The sequence below is a fragment of the Thermobacillus sp. genome, assembly GCF_003390775.1.
Lineage (GTDB): Bacteria > Bacillota > Bacilli > Paenibacillales > Paenibacillaceae > Thermobacillus > Thermobacillus xylanilyticus.
Window position 1 is genome coordinate 1 of sequence record NZ_QEWA01000010.1, and the last position, 12,264, is coordinate 12,264.

General features: G+C 61.9%; 14 protein-coding genes and 1 pseudogene. 12 read left to right on the forward strand and 3 right to left on the reverse strand.

The genetic code is table 11. The features are described 5' to 3' along the window. From C6W55_RS00240 to C6W55_RS00270, 7 genes and pseudogenes are all read left to right on the forward strand, one after another. Window positions 1-138, forward strand: a pseudogene (locus C6W55_RS00240) (UPF0236 family transposase-like protein); the annotation flags it as partial. Window positions 139-200: 62 nt separating this feature from the next. Beyond that, on the forward strand, window positions 201-686 hold the full coding sequence (locus tag C6W55_RS00245; RefSeq protein ID WP_015255198.1) for a hypothetical protein: 486 nt from the start codon (window positions 201-203) through the stop codon (window positions 684-686). A 44-nt stretch (window positions 687-730) separates the two neighbouring features. Then, a complete protein-coding gene (gene typA, locus C6W55_RS00250) occupies window positions 731-2,572 on the forward strand; it encodes a translational GTPase TypA (RefSeq protein WP_286890696.1) in 1,842 nt (613 codons plus the stop codon). 30 nt (window positions 2,573-2,602) lie between these two features. Continuing rightward, complete coding sequence (locus tag C6W55_RS00255) at window positions 2,603-2,926, forward strand: YlaH-like family protein (RefSeq protein WP_015255196.1); 324 nt, start codon at window positions 2,603-2,605, stop codon at window positions 2,924-2,926. Further along, window positions 2,913-3,191: a hypothetical protein gene (locus C6W55_RS00260; protein ID WP_041853888.1), complete on the forward strand. Its 279-nt coding sequence runs from the start codon at window positions 2,913-2,915 to the stop codon at window positions 3,189-3,191. The genes C6W55_RS00255 and C6W55_RS00260 overlap by 14 nt, the downstream gene beginning before the upstream one ends. Before the next feature lie 8 nt (window positions 3,192-3,199). Then, window positions 3,200-4,276 carry an LCP family protein gene (locus tag C6W55_RS00265; RefSeq protein ID WP_015255194.1) on the forward strand — a complete coding sequence of 359 codons (1,077 nt, stop codon included), beginning with the start codon at window positions 3,200-3,202 and terminating at the stop codon, window positions 4,274-4,276. Window positions 4,277-4,361: 85 nt separating this feature from the next. Continuing rightward, on the forward strand, window positions 4,362-4,814 hold the full coding sequence (locus C6W55_RS00270) for a pyridoxamine 5'-phosphate oxidase family protein (RefSeq protein ID WP_015255193.1): 453 nt from the start codon (window positions 4,362-4,364) through the stop codon (window positions 4,812-4,814). A 43-nt stretch (window positions 4,815-4,857) separates the two neighbouring features. On the opposite strand, the gene C6W55_RS00275 is transcribed toward C6W55_RS00270, so the two are convergent. After that, window positions 4,858-5,409 (reverse strand): YhcN/YlaJ family sporulation lipoprotein, encoded by a 552-nt coding sequence (locus tag C6W55_RS00275; protein WP_286890704.1) that lies wholly within the window; start codon window positions 5,407-5,409, stop codon window positions 4,858-4,860. Between the two features lie 125 nt (window positions 5,410-5,534). Between C6W55_RS00275 and C6W55_RS00280 the strand changes: the two genes are divergently transcribed. After that, entirely contained in the window at window positions 5,535-6,860 is a 1,326-nt protein-coding gene (locus tag C6W55_RS00280) for a PhoH family protein (RefSeq protein WP_286890707.1), read from the forward strand. Between the two features lie 97 nt (window positions 6,861-6,957). Here the strand turns inward: C6W55_RS00280 and C6W55_RS00285 are convergent, their stop codons facing one another. Further along, window positions 6,958-8,082, reverse strand: a complete 1,125-nt coding sequence (locus C6W55_RS00285; protein WP_286890708.1) for a coiled-coil domain-containing protein — start codon at window positions 8,080-8,082, stop codon at window positions 6,958-6,960. 136 nt (window positions 8,083-8,218) lie between these two features. On the opposite strand from C6W55_RS00285, the gene C6W55_RS00290 reads away from it, so the two are divergent. Continuing rightward, window positions 8,219-9,385, forward strand: coding sequence for a class I SAM-dependent methyltransferase (locus tag C6W55_RS00290; RefSeq protein WP_286890711.1), 1,167 nt, complete (start codon window positions 8,219-8,221; stop codon window positions 9,383-9,385). A 54-nt stretch (window positions 9,386-9,439) separates the two neighbouring features. Here C6W55_RS00290 and C6W55_RS00295 read toward each other — a convergent pair whose 3' ends face one another. Continuing rightward, entirely contained in the window at window positions 9,440-9,676 is a 237-nt protein-coding gene (locus C6W55_RS00295; RefSeq protein ID WP_213484017.1) for a DUF2626 domain-containing protein, read from the reverse strand. Between the two features lie 271 nt (window positions 9,677-9,947). On the opposite strand from C6W55_RS00295, the gene C6W55_RS00300 reads away from it, so the two are divergent. From C6W55_RS00300 to C6W55_RS00310, 3 genes are all read left to right on the forward strand, one after another. Beyond that, window positions 9,948-10,586, forward strand: coding sequence for an RsfA family transcriptional regulator (locus C6W55_RS00300; RefSeq protein ID WP_286890713.1), 639 nt, complete (start codon window positions 9,948-9,950; stop codon window positions 10,584-10,586). Window positions 10,587-10,668: 82 nt separating this feature from the next. Further along, window positions 10,669-11,688 (forward strand): ketopantoate reductase family protein, encoded by a 1,020-nt coding sequence (locus C6W55_RS00305; RefSeq protein ID WP_286890716.1) that lies wholly within the window; start codon window positions 10,669-10,671, stop codon window positions 11,686-11,688. Beyond that, the gene (locus tag C6W55_RS00310) at window positions 11,664-12,059 is read left to right on the forward strand and encodes a DUF3397 domain-containing protein (RefSeq protein WP_286890718.1); all 396 of its coding nucleotides are present in this window, start codon (window positions 11,664-11,666) and stop codon (window positions 12,057-12,059) included. Before C6W55_RS00305 ends, C6W55_RS00310 begins: the two co-directional genes overlap by 25 nt. Window positions 12,060-12,264 lie beyond the last annotated feature (205 nt).

Below are 12,264 nucleotides of genomic sequence, written 5' to 3' on the forward strand. Positions count from 1 at the left end.
TTCAGAAAGATGCAAGACATGTTCGTCGACGCGATGAGAAGCACGCTGGAGATGTTGGATCAGATCATTTTGGAGCAAAGGGATCGAGAGCGGTATCGCGTCAAGGCTGAACGGGAGACCAGCGTGACCCGGACTTTTTTTTTGTCTCCAGTTCCATTACACTAGAGAGGATGACCAGGGTTGCTCCGGGGGTGGGTCATATGTCCAACAAACAATATACCATCGGTCTCGCCATTGTGGCCGCCGGCATCGTCATATTGCTGGGCAAGCTCGGCGTATTCGCATTTATCGGAAACATTTTCTGGCCGCTTCTTGTTCTCGTGCCGGGCGTGCTGCTCCACATGCTCTATTTCGGGCGCATGCTGGGCAATGCCGCAGTGCTCATACCGGCCGGAGTGCTCACCGTGTACGGCCTGCTGTTCTTCGTCTGCAATCTGTTCGGCTGGAAACTGATCGCGGGGCTGTGGCCGTTCTTCCTGGCCGGGCCGGCGGTCGGGCTGTACGAATACAGCATGTTCGGACCGAACAGGGACCGGACGATCCGGCTGATCGCAATCGGGCTGCTCGCCCTGTCCGCGCTGCTGCTCCTGATCGGCCTGTTCCGTTCGGCATTCATCTATCTGCTGGCCGCCGCGCTCATCCTGGGCGGCGCCTGGATCGCATACGGGCGGCGCATCCGCTGGTGACGCCGCGGCGGGCGGGAATCTGACAGACGGAAAGGATTACGACTGTGCATCCGAGAGAACACATCCGCAACATTGCGATCATCGCCCACGTCGATCATGGCAAAACAACGCTCGTGGACCGGTTGCTTCAACAGTCCGGTTTGTTCCGCGAGGGCGAAACCCTGCAGGAACGGATGCTCGATTCCAACGATCTCGAGCGGGAACGAGGCATCACGATACTGGCGAAAAATACGGCCGTTACATACGGGGATTACCGCATCAACATCGTCGATACGCCGGGGCATGCCGACTTCGGCGGAGAAGTGGAGCGCATTCTGCGCATGGTGGACGGCGCACTGCTCGTCGTCGATGCGTTCGAAGGCTGCATGCCGCAGACGAAATTTGTCCTTCGCAAGGCGCTTGAACACCGGCTTGTCCCGATCGTCGTGGTCAACAAGATCGACCGTCCGAACGCGCGGCCGGCGGAGGTGGTCGACGAGGTGCTGGAGCTGTTCATCGAACTCGGCGCGGATGACGACCAGTTGGATATCCCGGTTGTTTACGCGTCGGGGCTCGAGGGTTTCGCAAGCCTCGAGCCCGATGAGCGCGGCACCGACATGAAGCCGCTGTTCGACGCGATCGTCCGCCACATTCCCGCGCCGCCCGGCGATCCGGAAGAGCCGGCGCAATTGCTCGTCTCGCTGCTCGATTACAACGACTACCTCGGCCGGATCGCAATCGGCCGGATACACCGCGGCAGCCTGAAGCCCGGACAGGCCGTCGCGGTCCTGGCAAGGGACGGCGGCAGCCGGCAGGCACGGATCGAGAAGCTGTTCGGCTTCAAGGGCTTGAACCGGATCGAGATCGACGAGGCGGGCGCCGGGGACATCGTCGCTGTCGCCGGGATCCGCGACATCAACATCGGTGAGACGATCGCGGACCCCGCGCGGCCCGATCCGCTGCCGGCGCCGAAGATCGAGGAGCCGACGCTCAAGATGACGTTCCTCGTGAACAACAGCCCGTTCGCCGGACGGGAAGGCAAATACGTCACGTCGCGGCGTCTGCGTGAACGATTGATGAAAGAGCTGGAGACCGACGTCGCGCTGCGCGTGGAAGAGACGGACAGCCTCGATGCCTTCATCGTGTCCGGGCGCGGCGAGCTGCATCTCGGCATTCTCATCGAGCACATGCGCCGGGAAGGCTATGAGCTGCAGGTGTCGAAGCCGGAAGTGATCGTGCGGGAAGAGAACGGCGTCCGTCTCGAGCCGTACGAGCGGCTTGTGATCGACGTGCCGGACGAGAGCGTCGGCGCCGTCATGGAAAGCCTGGGGCCGCGCAAAGCCGAGCTCGTCGCCATGACGCAGGGTGAAGGCGGCCACACGCGGCTCGAATATATCGTTCCGTCGCGCGGCCTGATCGGCTGGCGGACGACGTTTCTGACGCTGACGCGCGGATACGGCATCATGAACCACGCTTTCGAACGGTACGGCCCGCTTACCCCGGGCGAAGGATTCGGACGCAGGCAGGGCGTGCTGATCGCGAGCGAATCCGGAACGGCGACATTTTACGGCATGCTGTCGGTCGAAGACCGCGGCGTGCTGTTCATCGAACCCGGGACGGAAGTGTACGAGGGGATGATTGTCGGCGAGCATAACCGCGAGACCGACATCGTCGTCAATGTCTGCAAGACGAAGCAGCTGACGAACATCCGCTCCTCGACGAAGGAAGAGACCGTCAAGCTGAAGACGCCGCGGCTGCTGTCCCTCGAGGCGGCGCTCGAATATTTGAACGACGACGAATATTGCGAAGTGACGCCGAAATTGATCCGTCTGCGGAAGAAAATTTTGAACAAGAGCGAGCGTGAGCGGGCGGAGAAGCATCGCAAATCGGCCCAGGCCGGCGTATGAACCGGCAGTCGGAGCGAAGGAGGGGAGAACATGCAGGAATGGCTGGCGGAACATATGCTGGTCTCTTACTTGCTCATCGTCGGGTTCACCATTTTTATTTTCAACAATGTGTTCCGACCGGTGCGTAGGCTCCCGATTCTGAAGGAGATTCTCGTCTATGTGACGATCGCGATCGGCAGCCTGGTGCTGCTCGTCCTTCAGGTCGACAAGCTGCCGATCATCCAGTGCATGGCCGTGGCGGTCGTGCTGATGCTGATCTTGAGGCTGCGGCAGCTCTATGACCGGTGGCGGAAAGACCGCGGAAATGCGGACCGTAACGACAAGGAGCGGGATGCGGCGGATGAAGTTCGATGATGCGTTGTTCAACTGGCTGCAGATGGAGATTGTGGCTGCCGGCCGGCCGGACGACCGGGCGGCATTGGACACGAGGGATTTTTTCCTGCAGATTCTGACGGAAGATCACGGCGTGACCGAAGTCGGCATCGCGGAGACCGACGATGATTTCGTTACCGTCGCCTACGTCCGCGAAGGCTGTCCCGGCCGATGGCGGGCGCCTCGGCAGGCGGCCGAGCAGCTGCTCATCGACATCAACGCCAATCCCAAATTCAACGAACAATAGGTGAGCGCATGAGCACGCAGAATCCGCTGCCTCCCCGCAGAGAAACCCGCCGGGCGAAGAAGCGGGAAGGCCGCAAATCACGGAAAAGATGGCTGCTCTGGGTGCTGCTTCCGCTGCTCGTGATTGCGGGGGCGGCCGCCTGGTATATCGGGGATCTGCTCGGCACCGCGAAGGAAGCGATCCGGAACATCAGCACGGATGAAGAAGAGAAGGGCGAAACCACGGTCGTGCCGCCGGAACAATCCGTGCGGGAACAGCCGATCGCGATGCTGGTGATGGGCCTCGACACGCGGGAGAAGATCGGCGGGATGAACACGGACGTTCTGATGGCGGCCGCGTTCGATCCGGAGAAGAAGCGGGCGGTGGTCGTCACGATTCCGCGCGATTCCCGGATTGACGTCGAAGGTTACTCGACCCGGAAGGCGAACGCCTATTACGCCAATTTCTATTCGGCCGCCCGCAATAAAGGGCGGGATGCGAAGGAAGCCGATCTGCAAGCCCGCCGCGAAGTGAAGGAGCTGTTCGGCAAATTTTTCGGCATCCCGATCGACTATACGGCGAAGATCAATTTCAAGGGCTTCTCCGACATCGTGGACGCGCTCGGCGGCATCGAAGTGTACGTCGATCAGGACATGCGGTACAAGGATGTGGCCGGCGGCACCGACATCAACCTGAAAAAGGGATTCCAGAAGCTGAACGGCGACCAGGCGCTCGATTTCGTCCGATACCGGCAATCGAACGCCGGTACGCGCCAATCGAGCGATCTGGAGCGCAACAGGCGGCAGAGCGAAGTGATCGGCGCGCTGACGGACCGTCTCATGTCGCTCGGCAGCCTCACGAAGCTGGACGACGTGATCAAAGCGGTCGGAAACAATCTGTCGATCGATATGCCGTCGTCGGAGATTGAACGGATGATCGCCGTCTATTTCGGCATCCGCCGGTCCGACATTACGTTCATCCAGCTTGACGGGAAATGGCGCAGCCCCTATATGCATCTGGATGAGGCGAAGCTGGAGGAAGCGAAGGCCGCGCTGCGTGAGATCATGGCGCCGCGCCTTGCGCAGCGGGAGGCGACCGGCCGGTAGTAGGACGATCCCCGCTGTGGTATAATGAAGGCAAGATTGCACGGTTTGTGAATTCCCCATCCACGCAGCCAAGGAGGTCATGCGGGTGGCCGAAACGTTGACAGCGTTGTCTGACGCGCAGTTCGCCGCCATGCAGGGTGAAACGTTCGTACTGCTGCACACCATCGACGCGGAGACCGGTTCACCGACGACGAACGCGATTTCGTGGATTTTCGCGCCGAACCCGTCCGTGCTCCGGTTCGCCGTCGACGGGCGTTCCCGCCTTGTCGCCAATCTGAAGAACAATCCAGCCGTTGCCGTCACGCTGTTCGCCGGCGGGACGGTGCAGGCCGTCTACGGGACGGCTTCGGTCGTAACGGACGCGCTGGAAGGCGTGCCGTTCCGGCTCGTCTGTTTCGACATCGCGATCTCCGCGGTACGCGACGCGATGTTCTACGGCGCGCGGCTCACGGCGCTGCCCGAGTACGAGAAAACCTACGACAAGCGCGCCGCCGACAAGCTCGACGGACAAGTATTCGAAGCCATGAAGAAAGCCTAGCGACCCTGTGGGCCGTTAGGCTTTCCTTGTTTTTTACAGCCTTTTACAGCCGTCCGTCCGTCTTCGGCGCTTCCGTCTCCGGCGGATCATTCAGCTCGATGTCGCGCGGCAGCTGCGGCATGATCCGGCCGATGATGTCGGTCAGTTCTTCGACAAATCCGGCAACCGGATGACCGGCTTCGATGTCGGCGCGGATTTCGCGGATCCGTTCGTTCAGATCCATGTCGGCTGTGACGAAGGCGTCAATGCCGTACGGATCTTTGCGGAACGCTTCGGCTACGGAATATTTGATCGTCCCGACCCGCGAACGGTCGAGTTTCTCGTCCACATCGATGCCGACGACGGCCGTATTGCCGAATACGACGCATCTCGCGTCTTTTACGCCGGGAATGTTTTTCGCCAGCGTTTCGAGATGGCGCGCGACGGCCGCCGGATCATCGATTTCGAGTTTCTGCATCTCCTGCGCATTCCGCGTTTGCACTCCGTCGGCGCCGGGAGGAGGTGAAGTTTGCTCGTTCCCCGTCTGTCTGCCGCAGCCGGCGGCAGCCATGATGCACAGACTGACGACCAGACACCAGGCGAACCGTTTCGTCATCGCTCCGCATCCTTTCATCGCTTTTCGTTCGATATCTGTCCTTCGCGATCTGTCCTTAGCGTTGCCCCGATGTTCCGCTGATATGTATTTCCACGCTGCCATACCGACGCCGGGAGGTATCCGCGATGAAGAAAATCTACGTGCTCGACACCAATGTGCTGCTCCATGATCCGCAGGCACCGCTGAAATTCGAGGACAATGTGGTCGTCATTCCCGCCGTCGTGCTGGAAGAGATCGACGCGAAGAAACGGCTGCAGGACGAAATCGGCCGCAATGCCCGGCAAGTCTCGCGCATGCTCGACGGACTCAGGGAACGGGGACGGCTGCATGAAGGCATTCCGCTCGATCAGGGCGGCGTGCTCAAGGTCGAACTCAATCACCGCAGCTTCATCCGGCTGAAAGCCCGGTTCGGCGAGATGACCAGCGACAACCGGATGCTCGCCGTGGCGCTGAATTATCATCTGGAGGAACAGGAGAGCGATTCTCCCCGTCCGGTCATCGTCGTCAGCAAGGACGTGCTTGTCCGGGTGAAAGCGGATGTGCTCGGCCTGCCGGCGCAGGATTACCTGTCGGACCGGACCGTGTCGCCCGACGCGTTCTATACCGGGTATTCGCAGGTGTATGTCCATCCGGGGGTCATCGACGCGTTCTACACGGACCGCTCGCTTGCCGTATCCGAGCTCGGGAAGACCGTCTATCCGAATGAATTCGTCATTCTGCGAGACGAGACGGGCACGTCGAAATCGGCGCTCGCCAAGGTGTCGACCGACGGGACGCGGCTTGAGCCGCTGCGGCTCGCCGGCGATCCGGTCTGGGGCATCACCGCCCGCAACGCGCAGCAGCGGATGGCGCTGGAACTTCTGCTCAGCGACGACATTCCGCTCGTCACGCTGACCGGCCGGGCCGGCACGGGCAAGACGCTGCTGGCGCTGGCCGCGGCGCTGCACAAGGTCGAGGACGAGCGGCGCTACAAGAAGCTGCTGATCGCGCGACCGATCGTGCCGATGGGGAAGGACATCGGCTATCTGCCGGGCGAGAAGGATGAGAAGCTGCGCCCGTGGATGCAGCCGATCTATGACAATCTCGAGTATCTGTTCGATGCGAAAAAGTCGGGCGATCTTGACAAAATCCTGATGGGGCTGGGGAGCATACAGGTCGAGGCGCTGACCTACATCCGCGGCAGGTCGATTCCGGGGCAGTACATCATCATCGACGAGGCGCAGAACCTGTCCCGGCACGAGGTGAAAACGATCGTCACCCGCGTCGGCGAAGGGAGCAAGATCGTGCTGATCGGCGATCCGGAACAGATCGACCATCCGTACCTCGATTCGGTAAGCAACGGGCTGACGCTGATCGTGGAAAAGTTCAAATCGGAGTCCATCAGCGGCCATGTGACGCTGGAGAAAGGGGAGCGCTCGAAGCTGGCGCAGCTCGCGGCCGAGCGTCTGTGATCCCCGCCGCGGAGAATGACGCGCCCCGCCGCGGGCTGACCGCCCTGCAGCGGGGCACGGATGCGCGGCGGCTGCATGCCGCCCGGCCGGCGGGTTGTCATTCCGCATTGCCGTTCTGCCGGCGGCGGAGCCCGATGCGCAGCTCGACGGTGAGCACGCCGTCGTCGGCATCGACGGCGGTGGCTCGGACCAGCGGCACGAGCAGCTGCGGATAGAAGCCGAGGTCGAACCGCCGCTCCAGTTCGCGGATCGTCGTGTCGGGCAGGGCGAAGCCGTTGAACACGATCTTCTCGGTATGGAACCGGACGACATGCTCGGGTTCGTCTTCGATGGTGTAGCTGCCGGCGATTTCCACTTCGAGATCTTCGCGCCGGCCGTATGCCGACACAACGCCGTCTTCGAAACGGAAGGCGAAAGATTCAAACAGCGGATTCTGTTCCCGGAGGAACGCGTTCAGGTCGTCTTCCGGCAGACGCACCGTGTAGGTGAAGCCCGACTGTTTCACAAGGTCTTTCCGCTCGGCGAGCCATCCGGGAAGGCTCTCCATCGCGTCCGCCAGCGCCCGGAAATGGCGTTCGACTTCGGGCAGGCCGGTATTCTCCCACCAGGCGAGCCATTCGGCGATGAGCAGCCGGAGCCGTTCGCTGTCTCCGCTGGCATTGATGATGCCGTCCACTTCGGCACGGAGCCGGATCACCCGCTCGCGCTGCAGGCGCAGATCCCGCTCGATCTCTTCCAGCCGCTTCTCCTCCGCGATCAGTCGCTCGCGCTCTTCCAGCCAGTCTTCCCGTTGCTTGTGATAGGTTTCGAGCGTAAACTTGTCATGGGACAGCATTTCGTCGAGATAATCGAGCATGGCGAGCAGATCCGACAGGCTGTCGGACGAGAAGATGGCCTGAATCAGCACATCCCGCTCGCCCATGTACCAGGACCTCAGTACGTCGCCGACGCGTTCCCGGCGCAGGTCGAGTTCGGCCTCCAGTCCGGCGATGCTGTCGTTCAGCGCCTGGATCTTCCCGGCCGTCTCCCGGCGCTGGCCGGCGATCCGCTCGATCTCCTTGTCGAGCTCGGCGATGTTCAGGCTTTTCTCGAGCAGCTCGCGGACTTCCTCATCGCTCATGGCGCTTTCGTCCTCGGCGAGCGCCGGCCCGGGAGCCGCTGCCCAGATGATCATAACGGCTGCCAGCAAGGCGGCGAGCCGATTTCTGCGCGGACGATGCAAGCGCTGGTCCTCCTCTCGCAGCCGGATAACACCATACGTATGCCGGACTTGTTCCCATTATAATCGGAAGGTGCGGTTTTGTCCTTCATCCGGTTTTTCCGGGAAGGAGGACGCCGTCCGGGAAAGGATGCGAACCATGACGGAACGGGATGAAACGCAAATGACGGAACTGACCGGACTTCTGATCCGGCGCATCCGGGAAGACGGGCGGACGGGATATGTCACGGATGCGGACGGGAAGCGCCGCAGTCTGCCGGCCATTCCGTTCCGCGACTACATGGCCGTCTGCCTGTATGATGAGAAGCACGGCTACTACGCCGCCGGTCCGAACCGGGTCGGCCGGGAAGGCGATTTCTACACGAGCGCCGACATCGGCGGCGTCATGTCCGCCGTCCTGGCGCGCTTCGCGAGCCGGACGTTCGCGGGCAGCGGCCGGCCGCCGGTCATCTTCGAATGGGGCGCCGGCACCGGACGCCTCGGCATCCGCCTGCTTGACGAATGGCGGAACATCGAGCCGGACCGGGCGGTTTCCGTCCGGTACGTGATGGCGGACAGCCACGCCGGCCATCGGGAGGCGGCCCGCCGCGGCGCCGCGGAAGCCGGACTCGCCGCGTCGGTCGAAGCGCTTGCGCCGGACGAGGCGGAGGCGCTTCTGGCCGAAGCGTCGGGGCCGCTCATCCTCGCGAACGAGCTGCTCGACGCGTTTCCGTTTCGGCGCATCAAGCGGGAAGGCGGGAAGCTCTGGGAGATCGGTGCGGCGTACGACGAGCGGGAAGGGCGGCTGCGCGACGCGCTGATGCTGCTTGACCGGCCGTCGCTGGACAGGCTGGAAGCGGAAGGGCTGAAACCGCTTGAAGGGCAGGAATTCGAGTGGGGGACGGATGCGCTCGCCTGGCTGGAGCGGATGCTCGGCATCGTGCGGGCAGGCCGGATCGTGCTGATCGATTACGGCGACGTGCAGGAAGAGCTGCTTGCTCCGCACCGCATGAAGGGCACGATGCGTTGCTACCGGCGGCATGTCGTGCACGATGACCCCTACCGGCATCCCGGCGACCAGGATATTACCGCGCACGTCAATTTCACCGCGGTAATGCGGACGGCCGAACGATGCGGATGGCGGACCGTCTGGTACGGCACGCAGATGCGGTTTCTGCTCGAGGGCGGTGTGCTGGAGCTTCTCCGGGAGCATGCCGGGACGGATCCGTTCTCCCCGGAAGCGCGCCGCAACCGGGCAGTGCGCCAGCTCTTGTTCAGCGACGGGATGAGCGAATTGTTCAAGGTGGTCGTGCTCGAGCGGCCGTGAGAAATGAAAAACAGCCTCGCATGAACTGCGAGGCTGTTTCCGTTCACCGCCGGATCAGTACGGCATTTCCATCACGAAGACGGAATAGTACGTGAATCCGAGGAATGCGACGATCATATATCCCCAGAACGTCAATATGTAGCTGCGTTCCGACAGATTCAGGTAACCCAGCAGGATGAAGAACGCGGTCTGGAAGAAGAAGAGCAGCGCCATCTCGATCAAGCCGCCCGCGAAAGCCATCAGCCCGATCGCAAGCGTCAACACGCCGAGCACCCGGAACATGCGTGCCATATCAATATCCCCCTCTCGTTGCCACGGATCCCATAACCTATCGTCCATTATAGCGCCGCTTGCCGCCGGAGTAAACCGGGAACCTTGACGATTCGGCGAACTTTTCGTCCGCCACGCGCCGGTCCCCGTTAGCATGCCCTTCGGGAGGCGGCTTCATGTATGCGTCCCGGGGATATTGGCAATACATTTGAGTATGCGATAGATTCTATGAACTCTACCAAGGGCATAGAGATAAAACAAGCGACTTATTTTGTTGGGAGGTTGTGGGTTTATGGCGGCAGTCAGACAAGACGCATGGACACCGGAGGACGATCTCATTTTGGCCGAAGTGACGCTTCGCCATATCCGGGAAGGAAGCACGCAGCTTGCGGCGTTCGAGGAAGTGGGGGAGCGGATCGGGAGGACGAGCGCTGCCTGCGGGTTTCGCTGGAACAGCTGCGTGCGCAAGCGCTATGAGGAAGCGATTCAGCTGGCCAAGCAGCAGCGGCAGAAGCGAAACCAGATGAAGAAGGTCGGCTCCGGGCAGCATCTGCCGCCGCCTCAGGGCGATCAGGGCGAACAGGCCGGGCGGATCGCGGCGGGCGGCGAGGAACCGCTGTCATTCGATGCGATCATCCGGCATTTGCGCGGCTGGCGCAACGCCTATCAGGACGCGGTGCGCCAGATCAAGTCGCTCGAGAAAGAATTGAAGGAGCGGGATGAGGAAATCCAGGAACTCCGCGCCAAAAACGAACAGCTGATCCGCGACATCACGAATACCAAGAGCGAATACCGCGCCGTAAACGACGACTACAGGACGCTGATCCAGATCATGGACCGGGCGCGGCGGCTGGCGGTGCTGGAGGAAGGGGAAGAAGGGAAACCAAGGTTCAAGATGGACGCGAACGGCAATCTCGAGCGCATCGAATAAGCAGGTGCCCGCGGGCGCATCCCGAGGCATGACGGCGACCGGGCCGGGACATGCCTTTTATCGTTTTCGGGAGGATGATACAATGATCCCGAAAACGATGGGAGGGATTGGCATGCTGGTCGAGATCGCGGGCGGCGGCGCCATCGGTCTGGCCTGGGCGGTGCGGCTGGCCGCCGCCGGCGTCGGGACGCGGCTGTGGACGCGGACGCGGGAGCAGGCCGCGCTGATCCGCGAGGGAGGCGCAACGCTGGCCGCTGGCGACGGGATGGTGCGCGCGGCGCCGGATGCGCGTCCGGCCGAACCTGAAGCCGCGGCGGAGGCGGCTGCGGCGGACGCCGGTCGGGAGCGGTGGATCATCGCGGCGATGAAATCGCACCAGCTTACCGGGGAATCCGCCGTCCGCTTCCTGCGGGCGCTCGCCGGCGCGGAATATGCGCCGGTCATCTGCCTGGCCAACGGCATCGGACATATGGAATATCTCGCAGCCCGCATGCCGGAGATGCCGCTCCTTCATGCCGTCACGACGGAAGGCGCGCTGCGCGAAGGGCCGGCTGCCGTCCGCCTGACCGGAGAAGGCCGGACCGTGATCGGCATGCATCCCGCGATCGGCAGAAAACGCCAAATTTTGTTGGCTGACACGCTCTCAGCGGCAGGAATTGCTGCAGTCTTGTCGAACAACATCATGAATCATGTGTACGGCAAACTGCTCGTGAATGCGGTCGTCAATCCGCTCACCGCGCTCTTCCGCGTGAAGAACGGAGAGCTGCCCGGGGATCCCGTCCGGCGCAGACTCATGAGGGCGCTCTTTCACGAGACGCTCGCGGTGCTCAAGGCAGCCGGCATGCGGACGGACGGCGGAGAATGGGACAGGCTGCTCGACGTCATCCGGCGGACGGCGGACAACCGGTCTTCCATGCTTGTGGACGTCGAGGCGGGCAGGCCGACGGAAATTGACGCAATCAACGGCGGGGTCGCCCGGCTGGCCCGAAAAGCCGGCATCGCTGCGCCGCTCAATGAGGCGGTGGCAGCCCTGGTCGGTGCGATCGGTCCGAATGAGCCGGGGGGAGGCTTGGAGCCATGGGAGCATTATGGGAAGTCGTGAAGCAGGCTTACGGCTATTTGTCCGTTTTTCCGTTTATTCCGTTCGCTGCCGTCTATATCGGCACGTACCTTTATTCAAGGGACCGGAAGCAGTCGATTCAGCTGGCGATTGACGTGACGATGGTGTTCCTGATCGGCAGCGTCTCCGGGCTGTTCAATCAACTGTTCGGCGGTTCATTCGGATTTTACGGCGTTCTGCTGGTCATGCTGATCGGCGCCGGGCTGCTCGGCAACCTGCAGCACCGGACCAAGGGCAGGTTTGACCCGGTCCGCATCGTCAGGGTCGTCTGGCGGGTCGGCTTTTTCGTCCTGGCTGTCCTGTATATCATCTTCCTGATTGTCGGTCTCATTCGATCGATTGTTCAAGTGTGAAGCCTCCGGATGCGGAGGTTTTTTTGATGCGGCCCCGTCTTCCCGGGCAGCCGTTTTCCTGGTACAGAGTGGATGGGTGTTAGAGTAAAATTAGCGTTGGGGTAAAGATTGGAAAAAGCGGACATAGAAAGAGAGCCTCTCCTTTGGTAGAGTGGAATTTGGCAAAAAAACACCCTCAAAGGAGGAGGCTCCTATGCAGCACTTT

Coding starts and splice junctions, on each gene's coding strand:
- C6W55_RS00245 (WP_015255198.1), top strand. CDS start 201: ATGTCCAACAAACAATATACCATCGGTCTCGCCATTGTGGCCGCCGGC.
- C6W55_RS00255 (WP_015255196.1), top strand. CDS start 2,603: ATGCAGGAATGGCTGGCGGAACATATGCTGGTCTCTTACTTGCTCATC.
- C6W55_RS00260 (WP_041853888.1), top strand. CDS start 2,913: ATGAAGTTCGATGATGCGTTGTTCAACTGGCTGCAGATGGAGATTGTG.
- C6W55_RS00265 (WP_015255194.1), top strand. CDS start 3,200: ATGAGCACGCAGAATCCGCTGCCTCCCCGCAGAGAAACCCGCCGGGCG.
- C6W55_RS00275 (WP_286890704.1), bottom strand. CDS start 5,409: ATGACGAAACGGTTCGCCTGGTGTCTGGTCGTCAGTCTGTGCATCATG.
- C6W55_RS00280 (WP_286890707.1), top strand. CDS start 5,535: ATGAAGAAAATCTACGTGCTCGACACCAATGTGCTGCTCCATGATCCG.
- C6W55_RS00290 (WP_286890711.1), top strand. CDS start 8,219: ATGACGGAACGGGATGAAACGCAAATGACGGAACTGACCGGACTTCTG.
- C6W55_RS00295 (WP_213484017.1), bottom strand. CDS start 9,676: ATGGCACGCATGTTCCGGGTGCTCGGCGTGTTGACGCTTGCGATCGGG.
- C6W55_RS00300 (WP_286890713.1), top strand. CDS start 9,948: ATGGCGGCAGTCAGACAAGACGCATGGACACCGGAGGACGATCTCATT.
- C6W55_RS00305 (WP_286890716.1), top strand. CDS start 10,669: ATGATCCCGAAAACGATGGGAGGGATTGGCATGCTGGTCGAGATCGCG.
- C6W55_RS00310 (WP_286890718.1), top strand. CDS start 11,664: ATGGGAGCATTATGGGAAGTCGTGAAGCAGGCTTACGGCTATTTGTCC.